Source organism: Acidipropionibacterium timonense (genome assembly GCF_900605005.1).
In the GTDB taxonomy this organism is placed as follows: domain Bacteria; phylum Actinomycetota; class Actinomycetes; order Propionibacteriales; family Propionibacteriaceae; genus Cutibacterium; species Cutibacterium timonense.
Genome location: NZ_LR027558.1, coordinates 2,249,973 through 2,272,487 on the forward strand (window position 1 = coordinate 2,249,973; position 22,515 = coordinate 2,272,487).

At 68.8% G+C, this 22,515-nt stretch carries 22 protein-coding genes and 2 pseudogenes; 9 read left to right on the plus strand and 15 right to left on the minus strand.

The window, feature by feature from the left end:
• Positions 1 to 18: 18 nt before the first annotated feature.
• The 12 genes and pseudogenes from E0E30_RS10595 to ftsH form a co-directional block, all read right to left on the minus strand.
• Positions 19 to 588: a DUF3180 domain-containing protein gene (locus E0E30_RS10595; RefSeq protein WP_130866246.1), complete on the minus strand. Its 570-nt coding sequence runs from the start codon at positions 586 to 588 to the stop codon at positions 19 to 21.
• Entirely contained in the window at positions 585 to 1,130 is a 546-nt protein-coding gene (folK, locus tag E0E30_RS10600) for a 2-amino-4-hydroxy-6-hydroxymethyldihydropteridine diphosphokinase (RefSeq protein ID WP_130866247.1), read from the minus strand. The genes E0E30_RS10595 and folK overlap by 4 nt, the downstream gene beginning before the upstream one ends.
• The gene (gene folB, locus E0E30_RS10605) at positions 1,127 to 1,495 is read right to left on the minus strand and encodes a dihydroneopterin aldolase (RefSeq protein WP_130866248.1); all 369 of its coding nucleotides are present in this window, start codon (positions 1,493 to 1,495) and stop codon (positions 1,127 to 1,129) included. The genes folK and folB overlap by 4 nt, the downstream gene beginning before the upstream one ends.
• Before the next feature lie 88 nt (positions 1,496 to 1,583).
• The gene (folP, locus tag E0E30_RS10610; RefSeq protein WP_130866249.1) at positions 1,584 to 2,432 is read right to left on the minus strand and encodes a dihydropteroate synthase; all 849 of its coding nucleotides are present in this window, start codon (positions 2,430 to 2,432) and stop codon (positions 1,584 to 1,586) included.
• 21 nt (positions 2,433 to 2,453) lie between these two features.
• Entirely contained in the window at positions 2,454 to 2,924 is a 471-nt protein-coding gene (locus E0E30_RS10615) for a hypothetical protein (protein WP_245306575.1), read from the minus strand.
• Complete coding sequence (locus E0E30_RS10620) at positions 2,921 to 3,478, minus strand: Tat pathway signal sequence (RefSeq protein ID WP_130866250.1); 558 nt, start codon at positions 3,476 to 3,478, stop codon at positions 2,921 to 2,923. The genes E0E30_RS10615 and E0E30_RS10620 overlap by 4 nt, the downstream gene beginning before the upstream one ends.
• A gap of 19 nt (positions 3,479 to 3,497) precedes the next feature.
• Entirely contained in the window at positions 3,498 to 4,967 is a 1,470-nt protein-coding gene (locus E0E30_RS13665; protein WP_245306576.1) for a hypothetical protein, read from the minus strand.
• Between the two features lie 119 nt (positions 4,968 to 5,086).
• Positions 5,087 to 5,557 (minus strand): hypothetical protein, encoded by a 471-nt coding sequence (locus tag E0E30_RS10630; protein ID WP_130866866.1) that lies wholly within the window; start codon positions 5,555 to 5,557, stop codon positions 5,087 to 5,089.
• A gap of 152 nt (positions 5,558 to 5,709) precedes the next feature.
• Entirely contained in the window at positions 5,710 to 6,828 is a 1,119-nt protein-coding gene (locus E0E30_RS10635) for an OmpA family protein (protein ID WP_130866251.1), read from the minus strand.
• A gap of 72 nt (positions 6,829 to 6,900) precedes the next feature.
• Complete coding sequence (gene folE / locus E0E30_RS10640; RefSeq protein ID WP_130866867.1) at positions 6,901 to 7,473, minus strand: GTP cyclohydrolase I FolE; 573 nt, start codon at positions 7,471 to 7,473, stop codon at positions 6,901 to 6,903.
• Positions 7,474 to 7,522: 49 nt separating this feature from the next.
• Positions 7,523 to 8,263, minus strand: a complete 741-nt coding sequence (locus E0E30_RS10645) for a DUF6498-containing protein (protein WP_130866252.1) — start codon at positions 8,261 to 8,263, stop codon at positions 7,523 to 7,525.
• Between the two features lie 119 nt (positions 8,264 to 8,382).
• Positions 8,383 to 10,440, minus strand: a pseudogene (gene ftsH / locus E0E30_RS10650) (ATP-dependent zinc metalloprotease FtsH); the annotation flags it as partial.
• A 263-nt stretch (positions 10,441 to 10,703) separates the two neighbouring features.
• On the opposite strand from ftsH, the gene E0E30_RS10655 reads away from it, so the two are divergent.
• The 8 genes from E0E30_RS10655 to E0E30_RS10690 all read left to right on the plus strand — a co-directional run bounded on the left by E0E30_RS10655 (position 10,704) and on the right by E0E30_RS10690 (position 18,756).
• Positions 10,704 to 11,327 carry a KpsF/GutQ family sugar-phosphate isomerase gene (locus E0E30_RS10655; protein WP_130866254.1) on the plus strand — a complete coding sequence of 208 codons (624 nt, stop codon included), beginning with the start codon at positions 10,704 to 10,706 and terminating at the stop codon, positions 11,325 to 11,327.
• Positions 11,328 to 11,332: 5 nt separating this feature from the next.
• The gene (rbsK, locus tag E0E30_RS10660; RefSeq protein WP_130866255.1) at positions 11,333 to 12,304 is read left to right on the plus strand and encodes a ribokinase; all 972 of its coding nucleotides are present in this window, start codon (positions 11,333 to 11,335) and stop codon (positions 12,302 to 12,304) included.
• Entirely contained in the window at positions 12,301 to 13,380 is a 1,080-nt protein-coding gene (locus E0E30_RS10665; RefSeq protein ID WP_130866256.1) for a glycoside hydrolase family 172 protein, read from the plus strand. The genes rbsK and E0E30_RS10665 overlap by 4 nt, the downstream gene beginning before the upstream one ends.
• Before the next feature lie 126 nt (positions 13,381 to 13,506).
• Positions 13,507 to 14,886: an extracellular solute-binding protein gene (locus E0E30_RS10670; RefSeq protein ID WP_130866257.1), complete on the plus strand. Its 1,380-nt coding sequence runs from the start codon at positions 13,507 to 13,509 to the stop codon at positions 14,884 to 14,886.
• A gap of 68 nt (positions 14,887 to 14,954) precedes the next feature.
• Positions 14,955 to 15,887: a carbohydrate ABC transporter permease gene (locus E0E30_RS10675; RefSeq protein ID WP_130866258.1), complete on the plus strand. Its 933-nt coding sequence runs from the start codon at positions 14,955 to 14,957 to the stop codon at positions 15,885 to 15,887.
• A gap of 1 nt (position 15,888) precedes the next feature.
• Positions 15,889 to 16,794 (plus strand): carbohydrate ABC transporter permease, encoded by a 906-nt coding sequence (locus E0E30_RS10680; RefSeq protein ID WP_130866259.1) that lies wholly within the window; start codon positions 15,889 to 15,891, stop codon positions 16,792 to 16,794.
• A 43-nt stretch (positions 16,795 to 16,837) separates the two neighbouring features.
• Entirely contained in the window at positions 16,838 to 17,863 is a 1,026-nt protein-coding gene (locus E0E30_RS10685) for a LacI family DNA-binding transcriptional regulator (RefSeq protein WP_130866260.1), read from the plus strand.
• 275 nt (positions 17,864 to 18,138) lie between these two features.
• On the plus strand, positions 18,139 to 18,756 hold the full coding sequence (locus E0E30_RS10690) for a glycoside hydrolase family protein (RefSeq protein ID WP_130866261.1): 618 nt from the start codon (positions 18,139 to 18,141) through the stop codon (positions 18,754 to 18,756).
• A 39-nt stretch (positions 18,757 to 18,795) separates the two neighbouring features.
• On the opposite strand, the gene hpt is transcribed toward E0E30_RS10690, so the two are convergent.
• The 3 genes and pseudogenes from hpt to dacB all read right to left on the minus strand — a co-directional run bounded on the left by hpt (position 18,796) and on the right by dacB (position 21,882).
• Positions 18,796 to 19,347, minus strand: a complete 552-nt coding sequence (gene hpt, locus E0E30_RS10695; RefSeq protein ID WP_130866262.1) for a hypoxanthine phosphoribosyltransferase — start codon at positions 19,345 to 19,347, stop codon at positions 18,796 to 18,798.
• Positions 19,348 to 19,356: 9 nt separating this feature from the next.
• Positions 19,357 to 20,372 (minus strand): annotated as a pseudogene (gene tilS / locus E0E30_RS10700) (tRNA lysidine(34) synthetase TilS).
• A 31-nt stretch (positions 20,373 to 20,403) separates the two neighbouring features.
• Positions 20,404 to 21,882, minus strand: coding sequence for a D-alanyl-D-alanine carboxypeptidase/D-alanyl-D-alanine endopeptidase (gene dacB, locus E0E30_RS10705; RefSeq protein WP_245306577.1), 1,479 nt, complete (start codon positions 21,880 to 21,882; stop codon positions 20,404 to 20,406).
• A gap of 68 nt (positions 21,883 to 21,950) precedes the next feature.
• Here dacB and E0E30_RS10710 point away from each other — a divergent pair, with 68 nt between their 5' ends.
• Positions 21,951 to 22,511 carry an inorganic diphosphatase gene (locus E0E30_RS10710; protein WP_130866263.1) on the plus strand — a complete coding sequence of 187 codons (561 nt, stop codon included), beginning with the start codon at positions 21,951 to 21,953 and terminating at the stop codon, positions 22,509 to 22,511.
• Positions 22,512 to 22,515 lie beyond the last annotated feature (4 nt).

Here is a 22,515-nt window from a genome sequence, read left to right on the forward strand (position 1 = left end):
GGGGCCGTGAGGCAGCCCTCAGGAGCCCTCCCCGTCGTCCTCGCCGGAACCCGCGCCGGGCACCTGGCAGGCCTTCTCGAGCCGGAGCCCCGCCCAGGCGAGGAGGACGCAGACGGCGGTCGCGACGAGCCCCCGGATGACGCGTTGCCGCGGGAAGGGAATGTTGACATGACCGACGAAGGTGATGACGTAGACGAGCAGCGCCCCGGCCAGCGCAGCCCCGGTGAGGACGAGGGCCTTGCCGAGGGCCAGGCTCACCAGTCCCTCGGTCGAGCCCACCCGGCGTCGATCCTGCGCCACCCTGCGGGCCAGCACGCGGGCGTCCACCCACACCCCGACCGCGACGATCGTGAGGATGATCGGCAGCGACCACGGCAGCACCGGGACGAAGGCGTCAGCCACCTTGTACAGGCTGAGCGCGAACCAGCCGACGGCTGCCCCACAGAGGGCGGCGACGACGACGGTCCGGGTGTCGGTCGGGGTGAGCTGTCCGGTGGGAGGTCGCCGGGAACCGCCCGGGCCCCGGTGATCCGGGTCCCCGGTCGATCCGTCCGAAGGCTCCCATCCGTCTGGCAGTCGTCTCGTCATGACAGGATGATGGCCTCGTCGGTCCTCGTCACGCCCGTCGTGTCGACATCGGAGAGCAGGTCGGCCACCCTGCCACGCCCGGGCAGGACGGCGTCTGGGTCGACGTCGAGCCACGGGACGAGGACGAAGGCGCGCTCGTGGGCGCGCGGATGGGGCACGACGAGATCGGCTCGGTCGATCTGACGGTCCCCGATGGTGATGATGTCGACGTCGAGGGTCCTCGGACCCCCGGGCTCGTCCCGCTCACGGCCATAGGCCTGCTCGACGGCGTTGACGCGGTCCAGGAGCATGGCCGACGACAGGGCGGCCTCGACGACGAGGACGAGATTGTGGAACTCGGGCTGGTCGACGACCGGACCCACCGGCGTCGTGCGGTATATCGGTGAGACGCCAACCGGAACGACCCCGGGCGTGGCGAGCAGCAGGTCGACGGCCCCCTGGAGGGTCTCGAGGGTGTCTCCGAGATTGGCGCCCAAACTCAGCACGACGGTCCTCATGGCCGGCATGACGAGGGTGTCGAGGTCGACGGGCGGGGTGGTCATGATCGTCTCCTCCTGACGGTGACGCCGACGTCGGCCAGGGTGACCCCGACCGGCGCGTGGGGTTTGTGGACGGTCACCGCGACGGCCCGGACCAAGGATTCGGCCAGGCACCGGTCGGCGATCCGACCGGCCAGGGTCTCGATGAGGTCGACCGGGTCACCCTCGATCTCCTCGACGACCCCCTGGGCCACGGTGGCGTAGTTGACGGTGTCGGACAGGTCGTCGGAGCTCGTCACCGGCAGCTCGAGATCGACGTCGACGATGAACGGCTGCCCCAGTCGACGTTCGGATTCGAGCACCCCGTGGTGGCCCATGGCGGCGATTCCGGTGAGGCTGATGTGGCCGGGGTCGTCGATGGTGTTCATGGTTTCGACAGTACCTTGCCGCCGGTCAGCGCCTCGGACGGGACTCGTCCGGGCCGACCTCCCTCACCGGGACGACCCCGGACCGCGCTCAGCCCCGCAGGGCCGCGACCGTCTCGCAGGCGTCGCGGTTGTCCCGCACCTCGTGGGTGCGGACCGCCCAGGCCCCGTGCAGGGCGCAGTAGCTGGTGATCGCGGCGGTGGCGGCGTCGCGTCCCATGGCCGGTCGAGGACCGCGCGACCCGGCCAGGAGCTGCCCGAGGAACCCCTTGCGGCTCACCCCCCACAGCACCCGCAGGTCGGCGAAGGCGTCCTGGAAGGCGTCGGCGGCGCGCAGGAGCTGCCAGTTGTGCTCGGCGGTCTTGGCGAACCCGATGCCCGGGTCGACGATGATCCGCTCACGCGCGACGCCGACCGCCAGGGCGGCGTCGACCTGCCGGGACAGTTCGGTGATGACGTCGGCCACGACGTCGTCGTAGTCGGTGAGGGTCTGCATCGACGCCGACTGCCCACGCCAGTGCATGAGGACGAGGTCGACGTCGGCGCCGGCACAGACGCGGAGGATGTCGGGGTCGGCCAGGCCGCCGGAGACGTCGTTGACGATGGTGGCGCCGGCGTCGATGACCTTCTCGGCCACCTGCGACCTCATGGTGTCCACGCTCAGCGCCGTGTCCTCCACCGAGAGGGCCTGGACCACCGGGAGCACCCGACGTACCTCCTCCTCGACCGGGGTGCGCTCGCATCCGGGCCGGGTCGACTCGCCGCCGACGTCGATGATGTCCGCGCCCTGGGCGATGAGGTCGCGACCGTGGTCGACGGCGACGGCGGGGTCGAACCAGCGGCCCCCGTCCGAGAACGAGTCGGGGGTGACGTTGAGCACCCCCATGACGAGGGTCCGGACAGGATGGGGCGCGGTGGCGGCGGGGTCGACGTCGATCATGGGGTGGAGTCTAGGGCGAACTCACAGGTGACGATGATCGGCGACGAGGCGCTCGCAGACCCTCCAGAGACATCCCAGACCAAGGGCACTGCACACCGCCAACGGGAGGATCGAGACGATGACCGCGACGACCTGCGGTTCGACCGGACTGAGGTCGACCCTCACCCAGGCGTACCCGGCCATTCCGGCGAGAGCCAGCAGCACCACTGCACAGGCCCACCACACGGTCGTCGAGGCCCGGCGCGCAGCCCACAGGTGTACCAGCGGCACGGCAGCGATGAGGCCCAGCAGGACCGATCCCGCGCGGGGGTGGCCGACGAGGACTCGCGTCCACAGGACGACGGCATCGGCCAGACCGGCCGCCAGGAGGGTGAGCCCCCAGGACCAGGCGATCTGCCGTGCGCCCGACCGGCGCGGCACCTGTTGGGTCCACGTCGGATCGGACCACGCGGACTCCTGAGCTCGCCGGCCGCCGGCGACAACACCCTTCACCGGCTCAGTTCCATCGTCGAGACGATCTTGTCGACGGTGTCGGAGTCGTCGGTGGGCAGGTTGATGCTCACGACGCTGGTGCCGCCGATCGGTGCTGCCCCCGAGGCGATGAGCCACCAGCCGTACGCCGTCTTTCCGTCCTGGGTGTACTGGAACGGACACTTGACGGCCTTCGCCGCCCCCTTGACGGTGATCTCCTCGTGGCCCTTGGAGTGGTATCCCTCGAGCACCCCGACGGACTGGGCGTCGAGTTTGCCGTAGGCGAGCACCGGATCGGTGTTGGAACTGAAATCACCGGCGATGAGCATCGAGCTGGTCCCGTTCGTGAACATCTTCGTGAAGATCTTGCTCGACGATTCCTTCTCGACCCATTCGGCGGGGTGCCGCACCGACACGTGCCCGACCTCGGCCGTGACCCAACTCGAGTCCACGTCACCGTCTCCTTTCTGCGAGCCCGAGCAACCGGTGAGGCCGGCGCCGAGGGTGATGCCGCCGAGCGCCAGCCCGGCGAGGACGGCGCGACGCGTCATGGCGTCAGGGGAGGTGAACTTCATGGTCGTCGTGGTCCTTCACTCACTTGCAGCCGACGGCTGGCTTGGGCACTCGTTGGCCGTTCTCCAAGACCCAGTATGTCTGACCGGTCGACGACGTCGACTCGGTGTCGTTCTTGATTCCGCCCGAGACGACCCCCAGGTCGAGGCTCTTGTCGTCGGAGGCACTGTTCTCCTGGCTCGTCTGGGCGTCGATCTGCGCATCCTCGGAGTCGTGGAGGAACTTCGCGAACTCGTCGGTCGTGTTGACGTCCAGCGGGTTGATGAGTGCCGACTTCACGAGCAGGCCCGGTGCCTGTGTGACACCGATACCGTCGCCGCCAAGCCACTTGGTGACCTCGGCACGATTCTGGTCGTTGACGACGAGTCGGTAGGTCCTCGTCGTCCGGCCCATTCCATCCCCACCGGTCTTGCTGGCGCCGTCGACGTCGGGACCCTCGTCGTCGGCCGCGTGACGAGGCTTGTAGTTGGGATCGGAGGGGCCCTTGGCCGGTTCGTCGGACGCGTGCTTGGGCTTGTGCTTGCCTTTGCCGTTGCCTCCAGTGCCCACGTCGAGGCCTGCACCACCGCCGCCAGCCCAGCTCTGGGTGATGACGAGTTCGGTGATGTTGCCCGACTTGTCCTTGGTCACCGCCACGGAGGTCTTGGCATCCCCCTGGAGCTTCCCGTTGAGCGACGCGTTGACCCCGGAGTCGTCAGACGGAGTGTTGATGTTGCCGGAGACCTTGACCGAACCAACCGTCTCGATCTTCGTCGTCACCGACCCGGACTGCTCGTCGTGCGTGGTCGTGTAGGACACCTTGCCATCCAGCTTCCCACCGAGCCCAGCAACCGTCGACTTGTGGGCTTCACCGCTGGGATTGATCCCGACATCGGCTTGGGCGGTCACGCCGAACTCCCACACGTCGGAGGTCGAGGTGTGCTTGGCACTGTCCAGCTTCGGGTCACTCCCCAGGCCGATCGTCGCCAAGGCCTTGTCCTGGGCGTATTGCTTGAGCTTGCTCTGATCGGCCTGCGCGGCGGGAAGGCTGTCGTAATGGAAGGTCTCGCCCTTCTGGTACTTGACCGACCCACTGGCCTCGATCGTCGCACCGGCCTTCCCGTCGCCGCCGATCGACTTGCCGGCACCGGCCTCGCCCTTGACGGCGTAGTACAACTCGACGTCAACGGTGCCATCGCTGTACTGGATGTACCGGTACCCGTAGCCGGCCTCACCACCGACCTTGACCCAGATGATCTGGCCCTCGGCATGGATCGTCGTGGAATCGGTCGAGCTGTTGGTCACGCACGGCTTGGGAGGGGTCTGGGCCGGTGGCTTGGCGGGGGCCGTGCACGATCCTTCCCCGGAGACGGCCACGAGGGCCTGGCACACCTTGTACCGCACCCATTCGGGCTTGATGCCGACGACGACGGCCCCGACGAACAGCGCGGCGATGAGAAGCATCGCCACGTGCTCCATCGACGCGGCGCCCCGCTCACTCCTGGCCCACATGGGTCTTCCTCTCGACGGCGTCCCGAACCTGTGGCGAGCCTAGGAACAGAGCACCCCCGAGCACCTGAGTCCGTGGTCCCAAATCTGGTCCCAGTCCGGGCCCATAAGGAGGGGCCCGGTCAGCGGGTCACCGGCACATCGGGGGAGGTCGTCGCCGACCCGACCGAGATCTTGACCTTCGTCACCGAGTCGGGCAGCGGCGGGTACGCCGCCTGCATGACGTAGACGCCGTCCGATGCCAACTCCGGCTCCTCGCTGCCGACGACGAGCGGCGTGTCCTTGCCCGTGCTGAAGGAGTCGACCGAGTACTTCATTCCCCCGGCGGTGTCGACGAGGGACGGGAAGTCCTCCGGATTGGCGACAGCCATGGCATGATCGATTCCGCTCGAGGTGAGCCAGAAGGTGAGGACAGTGCCCGTGGCTCCAGTCCTGACCGAGGCGACGTGCAGCGTCACGTCGACCTTGTAGCGATGGGGTTGGAAAGAGACCTTGGCCACGTCCTTGGGAACGGGCCCGCCCGAGTCCTTGAGCCTACCCATGACCTGCTGGGCGGCCGCCGACTCCCGGGAGGCCACCTCCGCCGAGCTCATGGCGCTCGGCGAGGCGGAGCTGTTCGTCCCGGACGTCGTCGTGGCAGCCACGGTCGGCGTCGGGGTGTGCGACCCGTCGGACTTGTCAGAACCCCCGCAGGCGGTCAGGGCCAGGACGGCGGCGAGGCCGGCGGCGACAGAACGAGCTTTCATCATCCCTCCTTGACGGTGATCGTCACGCGACGGTTGAGGCGTCGTCCGGCCTCCGTGTCATTGCTGGCCACCGGGTCGGCCTCGCCCTTGCCGGCGGTCACCAAGGTGCCCCCCTTGGGCAGCTGCGGCCCCAGGACCTTGGCCACCGCCGCCGCACGACGACGCGAGAGGTCGAGGCCGTGCTCGGCGGTGCCGAGGTTGTCGGTGTACCCGGTGACCTCGACCCTGCCCGTCACCTTGCGCGCCACGAGTTCCTTGGCCGCCCGATCGATGACGGCACGTCCGGCGGGCTTGATGACGTCGGAGTCCTTGTCGAAGAGGACCGAGGAGTCCAGATCGATCTTCGTGGTCCCCTTGGTCACCCGCTCCCGCCGGGCATCGGAGACCTCGCCCGTCGTGAGAATGAGCGGGCTGACGTACGAGGCCACATCGACACTCGTCAGATCGTTCGGGTCCAGGGCCGGCCAAGCCACCCCCAGGGGCAGGCCATCGGTCCACTGCCGGGTCGCCGCGTCCTTGTCGACGGTGGGGGTGAGTGCGCCGTCGTCGACCGGCACGTCATGGAAGATGCGGTTGCCGACCGCGACGTCGACCCGCTGGACGTCGGACGGCACCGGAGGGGTGCTGAACCAACCGACCACGGAATGCCCGGGCCGGGTCTGGGCCGGCGATCCGTTCCACCACCCGTTCCCGCACATCTTGCAGCCCTGGAAGTCGCCGATTGTCCGGTAGAGCTTCCGATTGCGAACGTCGATGATGCCGCCATCGGCGCTGAGGGTCTTGCTGTAGTGCGCCTGGGAGCCCCCGGAACCGACGAAGTAGCCCAGGTCGGCGGGCCCCGACGCCGACGCGTCGACCGTCACCGAGTAGTAGACCACGGTGGCCTGGGACAGACGTCGCACGGCGTGCAGCGCCAGGACCACCGAGCCGGGCTTCGAGGCCTGACGCTTGTCACGGGTGTTGGGGCTCACGGCCACCGCATCGACGATCGGTACCGGCACCGGCGCTTGTCCCGGTGCCGACGAACTCCCGTCGGCCCGCGCCGGCACTGCGGTGGACATGACCGCCACGGTGAGCCCGCAGAGGAGCCCACTTGCCCTGACCTTCCAGTGATGCATGGACCGACTCTAAGGGCCAAGTGGGCCACGAGACCGTGACGAGGACAGGCTGGTCGGCCCGCGGGCAGCACGTCAGCGCGTGATGAGTCCCATCGCCTCGGCCCGGGTGGCGGGGTCGCGAAGGATTCCTCGCACGGCCGAGGTCACCGTCCGCGATCCCGGCTTGCGCACGCCGCGCATCGTCATGCACATGTGCTCGCACTCGATGACGACGATGACCCCTCGGGCATGCAGGTACTCGACCATGGCGTCGGCGACCTGGGTGGTGAGCCGCTCCTGGACCTGGGGGCGGCGGGCGTAGACGTCGACGAGTCGGGCGATCTTGCTCAGGCCCGTGACGCGGCCGTCCTTGGCCGGGATGTATCCGACATGGGCGACGCCGGTGAACGGCAGCAGATGGTGCTCACAGCACGACTGCACCTCGATGTCGCGCACGAGGACGAGCTCGTCGTGGGAGATGTCGAAGGTCTTGGAGAGGATCTCGGCAGGGTCCTGGGCCAGGCCCCGGAAGATCTCGGCGGCGGCCCTGGCGACCCGCGCCGGCGTCTCGCGCAGCCCCTCCCGGTCGGGATCCTCGCCGATGGCCAGGAGGAACTCGCGCACCGCGGCCCGGGCCCGGACGACGTCGACGGGTAGCTCTGGCATGGACTCGCTCACCCGACAGATCCTAGGGGCCGCGGCCGGGGACCGTGACTCAGGCCGACGCGCCCTGCCGTGCCGCCGACAGGCTCGTGGCGGGGCGCACATGGTCACGGGCCCACGCGATCCGCACCTCGACGATGGTCTTGGCGGCGACGTAGAGCACGAGCACCCCGAGCACCGCGACCTTCCTCGTGTCCTCGAGGTTGCCGAGACCCGATCCGCTCCATCCCGCCAGGTGGTTCGCATTGAGGACCATGAGGGTGATACCCAGACCCCAGGCGACCATGATGAAGAGATGCTGGACGATGACCCTCCGGTTGGCGTCCCGGGCGGCCCGCAGGTCCTTGGCGCGGCGCACGTCGGGGTCGGCCAGGGAGTCGGTGAACCCCTCGGTGAGGTGGCGCAGGACGGCCAGCGCGAAGGGGACGCCGAAGGCGGCGACGGTGAACCTCACCCCGACGACGAAGGCCATGGCACCGGCGAAGACGAGGTGGACGACCGAGAAGAAGAGATTGACGAAGAGGTAGGCGAACGGCGAGGCGGTGGCGTCAAGGCGCATGCCGTCATCGGTCCGCCAGGCCGACGGGTCGGTCGGGATCGGCTCGCCGGTCCGCCTCGACTCCCGCCGCAGGCGTCCGTTGGCCAGCGCCGCGGCGATGACGAACATGACGTTCTCGCACCAGCCGAGCAGGAGGATGTTGCCCACCGGCCAGCCCAGCAGGACGACGCCGACCACGGTGAGCAGGTTGTAGGCGACGATGACCCCGTAGGTCGTCAGGCTCGTGCGGGCCATCGGGGCCTCCTCGGGACGGCGGGCATGATCGTCGAGGCTAGGGGACGGACGGGTCAGTACGCAGCAGATGGGCCAGCCGTCACGGATCAGGAGTTCACGTCACCGGAGGTGTCGACGGGCCCACCCCAGGACGGGGGACGCCAGTCGGACGGCGGTTCCCAGGGTCCGGGCTCCCCCTGACCACCCGGGCCTTGCGGACCCGGGGTGGGCGGGAGCTCGCCGTGACGGGGACCCGGCGTCACCGGAGCGTTCTCGTCGACCCCCTCGACGGCCGGGGGGGTGATGGGCGGCTGCTCGGAGGGGATGCGTCGGTCCGAGCCGGTGAACGCGCCCCGGGCGGGCCAGCGCTTGAGGGGCTCGAAGATCCGGGCGACCTCCTCCTTGCCGAGGGTCTCCTTGAGGAAGAGCTGGCGGACGAGCTCGTCGAGCACCTCGCGGTTGGCGACGAGGCAGTCGAAGGCCTCCTGGTGGGCGTTCTCCAGGAGGGCGCGCACCTCGTCGTCGACGACCTTGGCCGTCTCCTCGGAGTAGTCACGTTGCTGTCCTGCGGTCATGCCGAGGAAGGGTTCGGTGTCCCCCGAGCCCAGCTGGACGGTGCCGATGGCCGCCGAGAGTCCGTACTGCATGACCATGGCCCGGGCCACCTTGGTGGCCTTCTCGATGTCGTTCGAGGCGCCGGTGGACGGGTCGTGGAAGATGAGTTCCTCGGCGGCGCGGCCACCGAGCATGTACGCCATGGAGTCGAGCAGTTCCCCGCGGGTCTGGGAGTACTTGTCGGAGTCCGGCATGACCATGGTGTAGCCGAGGGCCCGTCCGCGCGGCAGGATCGTGATCTTCTGCACCGGGTCGGTCCCCGGCATGGCCGCGGCGACGAGGGCGTGCCCGCCCTCGTGGTAGGCCGTGACGAGCCGTTCGTGCTCGTTCATGATCCGGGTCTTCTTCTGCGGACCGGCGATGACGCGGTCGATGGCCTCGTCGAGCTCCGCCCGTCCGATGACCGGCAGGTTGGCGCGGGCGGTGAGCAGGGCGGCCTCGTTGAGGACGTTGGCCAGGTCGGCACCGGTCATGCCGGGGGTGCGGCGGGCGATGGCCTCGAGGTCGACGTCGTTGGCCATGGGCTTGCCCTTGGCATGGACCTCGAGGATCTTGAGGCGTCCCTCCATGTCGGGAGCCTCGACGGCGATCTGCCGGTCGAAACGCCCGGGACGCAGGAGGGCCGGGTCGAGGACGTCGGGCCGGTTCGTCGCGGCGATGAGGATGACGTTGGTGTTGACGTCGAAACCGTCCATCTCGACGAGCAGCTGGTTGAGGGTCTGCTCCCGCTCGTCGTGCCCGCCACCCATGCCGGCACCGCGGTGGCGTCCGACGGCGTCGATCTCGTCGATGAAGATGATGGCCGGGGCCGCCTCCTTGGCCTGCTCGAAGAGATCACGCACACGGGAGGCGCCGACGCCGACGAACATCTCGACGAAGTCCGACCCGGAGATGGAGAAGAACGGCACCCCGGCCTCCCCGGCCACGGCGCGGGCCAGGAGGGTCTTGCCGGTGCCGGGAGGGCCGTAGAGGAGGACGCCCTTGGGCACCTTGGCGCCGACGCGGCGGAACTTCTCGGACTCGGCGAGGAACTCCTTGATCTCCTGGAGTTCGTCGATGGCCTCCTGGCACCCGGCGACGTCGGCGAAGGTGGTCTTGGGGGTGTCCTTGGTGCCGACCTTGGCCTTCGACTTGCCGAATCCCATGACGCCGCCACGCCCGCCCATACCCTGGACGGCATTGATCATCCACATGAAGAAGATGGCGATGATGAGGAACGGCAGGAAGTTGATGAGCAGCGACTTCCAGATGCTCTGGCCGGGGTTCTGCCCCTCCCAGGACTCGAGGGTCTTGGCGGCGACGCGCTTGTCGAGGGACTTGATGATGTCCTGACTCTGGTTGCCGACCCAGTAGGAGCGGTAGTGCTGGCCGTTGGCGTCGGTGATCTTGATGGTCTGGTCGCCATCGGTGAGGACGACCGTCTTGAGCTTCTGGGAACCGTCGATCATCGACACGGCCTGGGAGGTCGGGATGTCCTTGTACCCGCTCGTGGAGCCGGCGATCTGGAGCACCGCGATGACCGCGATGATGGACAGCAGGATCCAGGGCACCGGTCCGCGGAAGATGCGGGACGTGTTTTTCATGAACAACCTAGGGCGTCGAGGGGATACGCCCGCCCACGATACCAGCGGCGGGGCGCCGTTCCAGGGGCGTCACAGGGCCGCGGGACGGGTTTCGCGGCGGGCGTGGGAGAGCGGCGCCGGGGGGCCGGCGATCACCAAGCACACGTCGATCCCATGACTTCATCCGGAAGAAGTTCACCCAAACCTCTTGACGCGACAGTCCAAACCGCTCTACTCTTCAGGAAATCGATTCCCCAGTGTTTCTCACCGATGAGAGGCAGGACATGCTCGACAGCCCCGATCCCCGGCACCTCCCCGCAGCCGCGGCCGCCTCCCGCCTCGCCCTCGAGATCGAGGCGCGGTCCATCGAGGCCCTCTGGGCTCGCAACGAGGAGGCCCTCACGCAGGCCCTCGACCTGCTCGCCCACTGCCGAGGACGGGTCATCGTGAGCGGCCTGGGCAAGTCCGGACACATCGCCTCCAAGATCGCCGCCACGTGGTGCTCCTTCGGCACGCCGACCTATTTCATGAACTCCTCGGAGGCCCTTCACGGCGACTACGGCATGTGCCGCCCGGAGGATCTCGGGGTCGTCATCAGCTACTCGGGCCGGACCGCGGAGGTCGTCGCCGTCGCCCAGTGGATGAAGGACTTCGGCATGAAGGTCATCGCCCTGTCGAGGTCGGCCGAGAGCCCCCTGGGACACCTGAGCGACGTCCACCTGTCGATCGAGGTGGAGCGGGAGGCCGATCCCCTCGGACTGGGACCCACGGCGTCCACAGCGACCACCCTGGCCCTCGGTGACGCGCTGGGAGCGGGCCTCCAGGTCATCGGCGAGTTCGACGCCGACGACTTCCACCTGCGACATCCGGGCGGGACGCTCGGGGCCACCCTGTCGAAGGCACGGTGAACCTCATGACCACATCGACTGGCGGGGTCTGCGTTGTCGGCTCCTTCATGATGGACCTCATCGCCTACGCCCCCCGACGCCCCGAGCCGGGCGAGACCCTCGCCGGGACCGACTTCGTCCAGACTCCCGGGGGCAAGGGGTTCAACCAGGCGGTGGCCGCCGCCCGGTGCGAGGTCCCGACGTCGATGATCGGACGGGTCGGCCAGGATCTCTTCGGCAACCAGTTCGTCCACGCGCTCACCATCGAGGGCATCGCCCATGACGGTGTCATCCGCGACGAGTCGACCGGCACCGGGGTGGGCCTGCCCGTCGTCACCGAGGACGGGCAGAACTCCATCATCATCATCCCCCGGGCGAACCTTCGATCGACCCCGGCCAGCATCGCGGCCCAACGGGAGGTCATCGAGTCGGCGAAGGTGCTCCTCCTCCAGCTCGAGCTCCCGGTCGAGGCCGTCGTCGAGGCAGCCGAGATCGCCCACGCCGCCGGGGTGCGGGTCGTCCTCAACCCCGCCCCCTACACCCCCCTGCCCGACCATCTGCTGGAGCTGTGCGACGTCGTCGTCCCCAACGAGGTCGAGCTGGCGTCGTGGGCCGGCGTCGACGCCGAGGACCGCGACGAGGTGTGCGCCGCGGCCGACAGGTTGTCGCGCACCCATGACATCGACGTCGTCGTCACCCTCGGGTCGCGGGGCGTGCTCGTCGTCGAGCAGGGACGGCGTGCCACCCTCATCGACCGCCATGTCGTCGAGGCCGTCGACACCGTCGGCGCCGGAGACACCTTCTGCGGACAGCTGTGCGCCCTCCTGGCGTCCGGGGAGAACCTCCAGGCCGCCGCGGTCCGCGCCAACGCCGCGGCCGCCCTGGCGGTGACCCGGCGCGGTGGTGCCTCCTCGGCCCCCACCCGCGACGAGGTGGACGCCTTCCTCGTCGACTCCTCCACGATCCCGACAGCCCCTGACGGAAAGGACCAGCCATGACCAGCTACGGCCCCCACGGCTCGAGCCTGCGAGACCTTCCCCGCCTCCGCTCGACCCGGCGTCGCCGCGCCTCCTCCTACGACCGAAGCGGCGGGAACGACGACTTCGTCGTCATCGAACCCGGCCAGACGGTGGAGATCGCCAACCTCACCGGGGCCGGCGACGTCAACCACATCTGGATGACCGTCGCCAGCCACGTGCCGACGACCCCGGACTTCGTCGACAACGCCTACCTGCGCAAGATCGTCCTCAAGGCGTACTGGGACGGATCGGACAAGCCGAGCATCCTCACCCCGCTGGGTGACTTCTTCGGCATGGGCCACGCCCGCACCGGCAACTTCTCCTCCGCACCCCTGCAGATGAGCCCCCAGGACGGCAAGGGCCTCAACTCGTGGTGGCACATGCCCTTCGCCGACGGGGCCCGCTTCGAGATCACCAACGAGTGCCAGGAGATGATCCTGCGCTTCTACTACTACATCGACTACGAGCAGTTCGACGAACTCGAGGAGGGGCTGGGCCGCTTCCACGCCGCATGGCACCGGGAGAACCCCACCCAGGGCCAGGACCAGGGCGATCGCACCAACGCCGAGTTCCTCTTCGGCGGCAGGAACACGACCGGCGCCGACAACTACACCATCCTCGAGACCGCGGGACGAGGGCACTACGTCGGCTGCATCCTCAACACGACCAACCTCCGCCACACCGATGACTGGAACTGGTACGGCGAGGGCGACGACATGATCTTCGTCGACGGCGAGGCATGGCCCCCCGAGCTCCACGGCACCGGCACCGAGGACTACTTCAACACCGCATGGTGCCCCGACCAGAGCTTCCACGGTCCGTATCACGGACTGACTCTTCCGGGCGGCGAGAACTGGTCGGGACAGGTGAGCTACTACCGATTCCACGTCGAGGACCCGGTCCCCTTCGAGAAGTCCATCCGGGTCACCATCGAGCACGGCCACGACAACCATCGCAGTGACGACATCTCCTCGGTCGCCTACTGGTACCAGGAGACGCCGTCCCAGGACCTCACCCTGGCTCCGGTCGAGGACCGGCTGCCCCGGCTCGGGTGACGCAGCCGTGCCAGGTCGACATCCAGGAGGCCGATGAGATCGCGCCACGAGCCCCCACACCCCCTTCCCTGCCCACCCCTTCATCCCCGTCGTGGGCCAGACCCACACATCCACCTAGGAGGAACAATGATGTCTCCCATCACCCGTCGCCAGGTCCTGGGCGGGTCCGTCGCCGTGGCCGCCCTCGCCGCGCTCAGCGCCTGCGGGTCCGGCACCCCGGGCCAGTCGAAGTCACAGGAGGAGAGCGCCAAGGCCGCGTCGGCAGCCGGCGTCACCGAGATCACGTTCTGGCACCGGACCTTCACCCCGGTCGAGAACGCCTGGTACAAGAAGGTGGTCCAGGACTTCAACAAGGCGCAGAGCAAGATCATCGTCAAGGACACCGAGATCCCGGCCGACGCCTGGGACCAGAAGATGAAGGCGGCGCAGGCCGCCGGGAAGGCGCCTGACGTCTACACCCATTCCGGATCGATCGCGGACGCGGTGCGTCTGGGGCAGATCCATGAGCTCGACTCCCTCATGGACAAGTCCAAGCTCGAGGAGATCATCGACGCCGCCAAGCCGATCGCCCAGCAGGACGGCAAGTACTACGCCTACCCGCTGCTGCTGGAGCCCCAGACCGTCCTCTTCTGGAACAAGGACATGTTCAAGGCTGCCGGGCTCGACCCGGAGAAGGGCCCCACGAGTTGGGACGAGCTGTTCCAGACCTGCGCCAAGCTCAAGCCGACCCTCAAGAGCGGCCAGTACTGCATCAGCACGGCCGAGGACTCGGCCACCTTCGCCTGGTCCAGCGTCGGTCAGCAGATGAACTTCGCCGGCCACACCGCCCTCACCGACGACTGGACCAAGCCGAACGTCGAGGACGACGGCTACAAGAAGCTCATCGCGGCGTACAAGAAGCTGTGGGACAACGGGTACATCCCCAAGCAGCCCCTGGCCGCCTACGTCGAGGGCAAGGACTACGGCCAGAAGAAGGTCGCCATGAAGGTCTCGGGCTCCTGGATGATGTCCGAGATCGGATCGGACTACAAGGACCTGCTGACGACCACCGGCATCTGCCCCTTCCCCTCGGCCGACGGCAAGGCGAACCAGCCGACGTCGACCCTGGGCAACTTCAAGTGGGTCGTCGACGCCAAGTCGAAGAACGCCAAGGCCGCCGCCGACTTCATCGCCTGGGCGCTGGCCGGCGATCCCGAGGTTCTCGTCCCCTTCTTCGTCCAGACGCAGTTCACGAAGGCCCCCGTCCGCAAGACGGTCGCCGACGCCGTGAGCAAGGACGAGAAGGCTGCCACGGCACCGTGGAGCTCCGTCGTCACCAAGGACGTCGTTCCCTATGCCATCCCGGAGCCGGTCTACCCCTGGGACGTCTCCCTGGCTGTCGGCCTGGCCATGGAGAAGGGCATGAAGGGCGCGAAGTCCGCCGATGACGCGCTCAAGGAGGCCGCGACGACCATCCAGAAGGTCATCGACCGCGACAAGCTCGCGTCCATCGCGCCGAAGAAGTGACCTCACCGGTCGTCCTCGGGGCACATCGACCCCGAGGACGACCCCACCCGCCCGACGAAGGAGTCACCATGGCCAGCCACCCCGGATCGACCACCGTGGACCGCGACACCACGCGCCGCAACAGGCGCTACAGATACCGTGACAGCCGGCTGGCCTATCTGCTCCTCGCCCCCGCCGTCATCCTGCTCGGGATCTTCGTCATCTGGCCGACGATCTACGCCATCTATCTGTCGTTCTACGACTGGAGCTTCTACCAGCCGAGCACCTTCGTCGGGTGGAAGAACTTCGAGGACGTCCTCACCGATTCCCAGTTCAAGGACGCCGTCCTGCGCGGCCTCAAGTTCGTCGTCATGACGGTGCCCTTCACGATCGTCGCAGCCTTCCTCTTCGCCTCCCTCGTCGTGTCGGTGTCACGGAGATTCGCCACCGTCCTCAAGGTGAGCATCTACATCCCGACGATCATCTCGAGCGTCATCGCGTCCATCACCTTCGCCCTCATCTACGACTACTCGGGTGGCCTGCTCAATGCCGTCCTGGGGGCCTTCGGCGAACAACCCAGGGCATGGCTGGGCGAGACGCAGACAGCTCTCACCGCCGTCGCCGTCCCCGCCGTGTGGCTCGGCATGGGGCTGACGGCACTCATCATGGTCGCGGCCATGGTGGACATTCCCACCTCGTTCTACGAGGCCGCCGAGCTCGAGGGCGCCAACTGGTGGAAGAAGACGATCTACATCACCTTGCCGCAGATGAAGAACATCATCCTCTATCTCATCATCACCGGGTTCGTCGGCGCGATCCAGCAGTACGAACTCCCCCTCGTCATGACCAATGGTGGCCCCCTGGACTCGACGACCCTGCCGAACCTCTTCATCTTCAATCACTTCCGCGGGGACAACTTCGTCGGATACTCGATCGCCGCCGCGCTGCTCCTCTTCGTCGTGCTCGGCACGATCTCCGCCGGAATCTTCCGCGTCCTCAACTCCGAGAAACTGGTCGACTGACATGACGAACGCACACACTGCAGCACCGTCCGACGGCACCGCGACGGCCCCTCGGACCCGACCCGTCAGGCGTCGCCACCATCGCACCGCAGGGTGGTGGGTGGTCAACACCTGCAAGGTCATCGTCGGCCTCATCTTCATCGCGCTGGCCCTCTTCCCACTGCTGTGGATGGTCATCGCCGGGTTCAAGTCGAAGACCGAGGTGCTCCGCACCCCGTTCCAGTTCTTCCCCGAGGTGTGGCGGTGGCAGAACTACGTCCAGATCGCCAGTGACCCGACCTTCATGCGGACCATGGCCTGGACCTTCCTGGGGGCGCTGCTCTTCATGACCCTCAGCCTGACGGTCAACAGCCTGGCCGCCTACGCCTTCGCCCGTCTCGACTTCTACGGAAAGAAGGTCATCTGGGTCGTCGTCATCACGACGATGTTCATTCCCGGCATGACGATCCTCCTGACGAGCTTCATCGTCGTGACGAAGCTGCAGATGCTCGACACCCTCGGCGTCCTCGTCATCCCGGGCGCCGCGAGTGCCGCGACGATCTTCTTCATCCGGCAGTTCTACCTCAACATCCCGTCCTCCCTGGAGGAGGCCGCCATGCTCGACGGCTGCGGGAGGTTCGGCATCTACCTTCACCTGTTCCTGCCCCTGTCGAAACCGCCCTTCGTCGTCATGGGGATCACCTCCTTCCTCGCCTACTGGAACTCGTACGTGTGGCCGATCATGACGATCACCAGCCCGGACAAGTTCGTGCTCCAGCAGTACCTGGCCTCCTTCCGGTCGGAGCGCACCTCCGAGCTCGGGCTCCTCATGGCGGGGTCGACCATGGCCGCGGCGCCGGTCATCATCCTCTTCCTCATCTTCCAGCGACAGATCATCGGCAACATCAAGATGGCCGGCCTCAAGTAGTGGCCGTTCGACGACGGAACCACGGAAGGTGCAGGGTGAGGTCATGACCGCGAACCACGCCGTGACGCCCAGGCCCGTGACCATTGCCGACGTGGCTCGAACCGCGGGTGTCTCCCCGGCGACCGTCTCCCGCGTCCTCAACGGCAATCCCACGGTCGACCCACGCCTGGTCGAGCGCGTCCAGGAGGCCGTCGCCGCGGTCGACTACGTCCCCAACGGCGTCGGTCGTGCCCTGCGTCGGCAACGCTCCGACATGTGGGCGGCGATCATCCCGGACGTCCACAACGCCTTCTTCACGAGGGTCGTCGAGGCCTTCGAGGGGGTCGCCAATGCCGACGGCTACTCCGTCGTCCTGTGCAACTCCCGCGAGGACGCGGCACGGGAGCAGGCCTACATCGCCACGTCCATCGCCCACCAGGTGTCCGGGGTCCTGCTGGCCGCGACGTCGGCCTCGACGAAGCTCACCGCCCTGGACCGGGCCGGGATCCCCGTCGTCACCATCGACCGCCGGGTCACCGAGTTCAACGGTGACCGGGTCACCGTCGACGGTCAGATGATCGGGCACCTGGCCGCCGACCACATGGTCGAGCAGGGCTGCCGGGTGCCACTCGTCGTGTCCGGCCCGCCCACCGTCACCTCGACGGCCACCCGCGAACAGGGATTCCTGGCGACCATGGCCGAGATGATGGTCGACGTCCCCGAGGAGCGGGTCCTCAGGGTCGACCTGCGAGCCGGCGACGTCGAGGAGAAGGTCGGCCGCGCCCTCGACGCCATGCCGGAGGTCGACGGGGTCTTCGCCGTCAACGGGCCCATCACCTCGGGCACCTTCCTCGCCCTGCGCGACCACGACCGGCGTGTCCCCGAGGACGTCGTCCTCGTCGGCGTCGACGACGACCACTGGACGCGCATGGTCACCCCCACCGTCACCGTCGTCGCCCAGCCGGTCGAGCAGATCGGTCGGTGGGCCGGGCAACTCCTGCTGGCCCGGTCGAGGAACGACACCCTCGACAACGCCAAGATCACCCTCGACCCCTCGCTCATCGTGCGGCAGTCCTCCGTACGCACCTGACCCAAGGAAGCACCCATGAAGCTGCGTGCCCACATCGGCGACCGTGACCGCGTCTTCGACCCGTCCACCCCGCAGGAGGCCCGGTACCTCAACGACCACACGCTCCTACGCGACCACGACGGCCTGTGGCACCTCTTCGGCATCACGGCCCCGGAACCTGCCCGCCCCCTCGAGGAGGTCCACTTCCTCCATGCGACCGCCCCGGCGCTCCGGGGCCCGTGGACCGACCACGACCCGGTCATCGAGGCCGACGTCTCCCGGGGCGAGACCCACGTGTGGGCCCCCACGTCATCGCCCACGACGGCACGTACTGGATGTTCTACGCCGGCGGCACCCCGGACCACTCCCGGTACCGCATCCAGCTGGCGACCAGCGACGACCTGTGGACGTGGACCCGCGACGCCGGGCACCCCCTCTTCGAGGACGGGTACGACGCCCGTGACCCGATGGTGCTGCGCGTCGACGACCAGTGGGTGCTCTACTACACGCGCACCTCGACGCCGACCGGTGGGGTGCACGAGGTCGCGGCGCGTACGAGCACCGACCTGCGGACCTGGTCCGACCCGCGCGTCGTCTTCTCCTCGGCCGAGTCCGGGACCTTCGGCGGCCCGACCGAGTCGCCCTTCGTCATCCCGCTGACCGGCCCGGACGGACCCGTCTGGCTGCTGTCGGTGTGCGACGCGACCCTGTACGACCTCACCCGGGTGTACCTGTCCTCCGACCCCTTCCACTGGGAGGGCGCCCCGGCCTTCGTCGTCGAGGAGCACTGCCCCGAGTACGTCGTCGACGACGACCGACTGTGGGTCACCGGTGCCGGCTGGGCCCGCGGTGGACTCCATCTGCGGCGCCTCGAGCTGAGCTGGGAGGACGGCAGCCCCGCCCCCGTCCTGTGACGTGGGCCCGGTGACGTACTCGCCCGGCCCGGGGCCGGGTCAGGCGTACACGTGCGGCGCGAGGGTGGCGACGTCGGTGAGGTTGCGGTACCTGCCGGCGTAGTCCAGGCCGTACCCGACGACGAACTCGTTGGGGATGTCGAAACCGACGTACCTGACGTCGACCGGGGAGGTGAGGGCCTCGGGCTTGCGGAACATCGCCATGATCTCCAGCGACTTCGGTCCGCGCGACCTGAGGTTCTGCACGAGGTAGCTCAGGGTGAGGCCGGTGTCGATGATGTCCTCGACGATGAGGACGTCCTTGCCCTCGATGTCACCGGACAGGTCCTTGAGGATGCGTACCACACCGCTGGACTTCGTCCCCGCCCCGTAGGACGACACCGCCATCCAGTCCATCGTCATGTGGCTCCTCATCGACCGGCACAGGTCGGCGAGGGTCATGACCGCCCCGTTGAGGACGCCGACCATGAGGATGTCACGTCCCTCGTAGTCGGCGTCGATCTGGGCGGCGACCTCGGCCACACGGGCCTCGACCTGCTCCTGGGTGAAGAGAACCCTGTCGAAATCTTGCTCAAGATCGCTGGCGCGCACGACGCCACCCTACTCGGGCCCCGCGTTCCAGACGACCCGCCTGCCCACGCGCACCGCCCGGCCCCCCGGCAGGTCGACGCCCGCCCCGCCACGACCGACGAGGAGCCCACGGACGGCGTCGACCTGCCGGGGGGCCGGGCGGTGCGCGTGGGCAGGCGGGTCGTCTGGAACGCGGNGGCCCGCACCCCACGGCCCTCCAGCCACCTCTTGACGACACGTCCCACCAGCCCGCCGGGCAGCTCGGCGAGCGCGTCGACGTCGAGGGCCTCGAGCCCGTCGCCCTCCCCCGACCTCCGGCTGCGCGAGGCCATCCACCCGTCGACGACCCGGTCGAGGGCCTCATCGTCGGCGGCCAGGAGGTCGGCGCTGCGCGCCAGATTGGTGACGACGGCCTCACCCAGTACCCGCCGCAGGACGGGCATGACCTCCATGCGCACCCGGGAGCGCAGGAAGTTGGCGTCCTCGTTCTGCGGGTCGAGCCACGGCCGCAGATCCCACTGACGGCAGGCGGCCTCGGTCGTCGCCCGACGCACCCCCAGCAGCGGGTGCCAGAACCGTCCCGCTCGCATCCTCATGCCCGACGCCGAGCGGGCCCCCGATCCCCGGGCCAGCCCGAGCAGCACCGTCTCGGCCTGGTCGTCGAGGGTGTGGCCCAGCAGCACCGGACCGGCCCCGGCGTGGTCGAGCAGGGCCCGCCGCCGTACCAGACGCGCCGCCGCCTCCGGCCCGTCGGGGTGGCCAGGGTCGACGTCGACCGGCACGACGAGGGACTCCATGCCACGGCCGGCCAGGACTGCGGCGGTGCGTGCGGCGACGGCGTCCGAACCGGCCTGGAGCTGGTGATCGACGACGACCGCACGCACCCGGGTGCCGGTGCGGTTCGAGGCCCACAACGCCCCCATGGCCAGGGCCAGGGAGTCGGGGCCACCCGAGCAGCCGACGGTGGCCTCGTCGACCCCGTCGAGCACGTCACGCACCGCGAGGGCGACCTCGAGGCTGGCCGGACCCAGTGCCCGACGCGACATCAGCGATCCTTCCGGGCGCCGGCAGGACGGGTCATGACGCGGCCACGGCCGCCGAGGCCAGGTCGAGCCAGCTGCGGGCGGCGTCGACATCGGCGGCGTCGTTGAGGATGAAGGCCTCGACGAGCACCCGGCCATCGGCGGCACGGACCCACCCCGACAGCGACGAGACCCCGGTGAGGGTCCCCGTCTTGGCATTGACGACGCCCCGGCCCGCGACCGCCCCGGACTCGGTGAAGCGGTCCGACAACGACCCGGCGACCGCCGAGACCGGCAGACCGGTCGTCATGGGCCGCAGCCGCGGCGTCGCCAGGGCGACGCGCCACACCTGGGCGAGCATCCGGGCGCTCACCCGGTTGCCGCGTGACAGTCCGCACCCGTCCTGGACGACCGCCCCGTCCTGCCACACGCCGAGGGCACGCAGCCGCTTCTGGAGGGCCGCAGCGGCCCCGACGAAGGTCGCAGGCTCGCCGGAGGCCAGGGCCATGTGGCGGCTCAGCACCTCGGTGGCCGAGTTGTCCGAGTGGAGCAGGGCGGTGGCCAGCAGGTCCTCGACCGGAGCCGACTCGACCCGGGCGACCTCGGCGACCCCGGAGCTGGCTGGTGTGCTCCCTGCGCCGCTGGGGGTGCTCGTCGTGGCGGCGGAGGTCCCGGTCCTCGGCACCGTGGTGGCGGCCGGCGTCCCGGTGACGGTGATCCCGGCCGCCTTGAGCTGGGTGGCGAAGGTCGTCGCCGCGGCGGCGGCCGGATCGGCGGCCCGGGTCCCCGTGCTCGCGTCGACCCCCTCGTCGACCCACAGGGCGCTGATGTGGGTCACCTGGTCGGCGTACGTCGACGGCCAGTTGGGACTCCACGACGGTCCGGTGAACAGGCTCGCGTCGTAGCCCAGGGTGACGCTCGTCATCCCGGCCTTCTTGAGGGCTGCCGCGGTGCGGGAGGCCAGGACCTGGGTGGAGGCGAACCGGGCAGCGGTCGTCGAGCCGCTGGCCGGGGTGGATCGCAGGTACGGGTCTCCCCCACCGACGAGGACGATGTGCCCCTTCCCGGTGGCCACGACCGTCGTCGCGTAGCGGGTGCCGGCGTCGGTGGAGTCGAGCAGGGCCAGGCCGGTGAGCACCTTGAGGTTGGACGCCGGCATGAGCAGCCCGGTCGGGTTCGAGGAGTACAGCGTCGCCCCGCTGGCCGGGTCGATGACCAGGCCACCGAGGGTCCCCGGGCGCCCCTTGACCGCGGCGATCCGGGCGGCCAGGGCGGCGGCGTCGGGGGCCGCGGTGGTTGACCCGGCCGGGGCCGGCCCGACCGTCCCGTCCCCGCCGGGCAGCCCGGCCGACGGCGTCGGGGAGTACAGGGTCGAGGGGATGGTCGACGCCGCTCGGGGTGCGAGCACGCCGGCGCGCGTCAGCATAGAATGACCGGAGATCGCGGTGGCCACGCCCAGGAGTGCCACGACGACCGCCAGGGTGAGGAACTTCAAGGGTTGGGACAGGCGATGCCGACGTCGGTTGTCTGCCACGTGGTCCCCTCCTGAAAACTGGATACAGTGTGCGACATCGAGGCGCCAGAGACAAGAGAGGGTCAACAGTGACCGACGACTTCATGAACATCTTCGCGGAGGAACTGCCCGACGCGCTGACGTTCGACGTGACCATCGAGATCCCCCGTGGGACGAAGAACAAGTACGAGATGGACCACGAGACCGGACGCATCCGGCTCGACCGGACGCTGTTCACCTCGACGCAGTACCCCTACGACTACGGCTTCATCGAGGGCACCCTCGGCGAGGACGGTGATCCCCTGGATGCCCTCGTCCTCGTCCCCGAACCGACCTTCCCGGGCTGCCTCATCGAGTGTCGGGCGATCGCCATGTTCCAGATGCAGGACGAGAACGGCGGCGACGACAAGGTGCTGTGCGTGCCGGCCGCCGACCGACGCCGGGACGGCCTCATCGACATGGACGACGTCTCCAACCTCACCCTCATGGAGATCGAGCACTTCTTCACCGTCTACAAGGACCTCGAGCCCGGCAAGTCCGTCGAGGGCGCCACGTGGGCCGACCGCCAAGCCGCCGAGGCCGAGATCAAGGCGTCGATCGAGCGGGCCAAGGGCACCCCGTACGAGCACCACAACGTCAACCTCGCCTGAGTTC

Excerpts from the sequence above, each read along its gene's own strand:
- E0E30_RS10595 (WP_130866246.1), bottom strand. The coding sequence starts at position 588 with ATGACGAGACGACTGCCAGACGGATGGGAGCCTTCGGACGGATCGACC.
- folK (WP_130866247.1), bottom strand. The coding sequence starts at position 1,130 with ATGACCACCCCGCCCGTCGACCTCGACACCCTCGTCATGCCGGCCATG.
- folB (WP_130866248.1), bottom strand. The coding sequence starts at position 1,495 with ATGAACACCATCGACGACCCCGGCCACATCAGCCTCACCGGAATCGCC.
- folP (WP_130866249.1), bottom strand. The coding sequence starts at position 2,432 with ATGATCGACGTCGACCCCGCCGCCACCGCGCCCCATCCTGTCCGGACC.
- E0E30_RS10620 (WP_130866250.1), bottom strand. The coding sequence starts at position 3,478 with ATGAAGTTCACCTCCCCTGACGCCATGACGCGTCGCGCCGTCCTCGCC.
- E0E30_RS13665 (WP_245306576.1), bottom strand. The coding sequence starts at position 4,967 with ATGTGGGCCAGGAGTGAGCGGGGCGCCGCGTCGATGGAGCACGTGGCG.
- E0E30_RS10630 (WP_130866866.1), bottom strand. The coding sequence starts at position 5,557 with ATGAGCTCGGCGGAGGTGGCCTCCCGGGAGTCGGCGGCCGCCCAGCAG.
- E0E30_RS10635 (WP_130866251.1), bottom strand. The coding sequence starts at position 6,828 with ATGCATCACTGGAAGGTCAGGGCAAGTGGGCTCCTCTGCGGGCTCACC.
- folE (WP_130866867.1), bottom strand. The coding sequence starts at position 7,473 with ATGCCAGAGCTACCCGTCGACGTCGTCCGGGCCCGGGCCGCGGTGCGC.
- E0E30_RS10645 (WP_130866252.1), bottom strand. The coding sequence starts at position 8,263 with ATGGCCCGCACGAGCCTGACGACCTACGGGGTCATCGTCGCCTACAAC.
- E0E30_RS10655 (WP_130866254.1), top strand. The coding sequence starts at position 10,704 with ATGCTCGACAGCCCCGATCCCCGGCACCTCCCCGCAGCCGCGGCCGCC.
- rbsK (WP_130866255.1), top strand. The coding sequence starts at position 11,333 with ATGACCACATCGACTGGCGGGGTCTGCGTTGTCGGCTCCTTCATGATG.
- E0E30_RS10665 (WP_130866256.1), top strand. The coding sequence starts at position 12,301 with ATGACCAGCTACGGCCCCCACGGCTCGAGCCTGCGAGACCTTCCCCGC.
- E0E30_RS10670 (WP_130866257.1), top strand. The coding sequence starts at position 13,507 with ATGATGTCTCCCATCACCCGTCGCCAGGTCCTGGGCGGGTCCGTCGCC.
- E0E30_RS10675 (WP_130866258.1), top strand. The coding sequence starts at position 14,955 with ATGGCCAGCCACCCCGGATCGACCACCGTGGACCGCGACACCACGCGC.
- E0E30_RS10680 (WP_130866259.1), top strand. The coding sequence starts at position 15,889 with ATGACGAACGCACACACTGCAGCACCGTCCGACGGCACCGCGACGGCC.
- E0E30_RS10685 (WP_130866260.1), top strand. The coding sequence starts at position 16,838 with ATGACCGCGAACCACGCCGTGACGCCCAGGCCCGTGACCATTGCCGAC.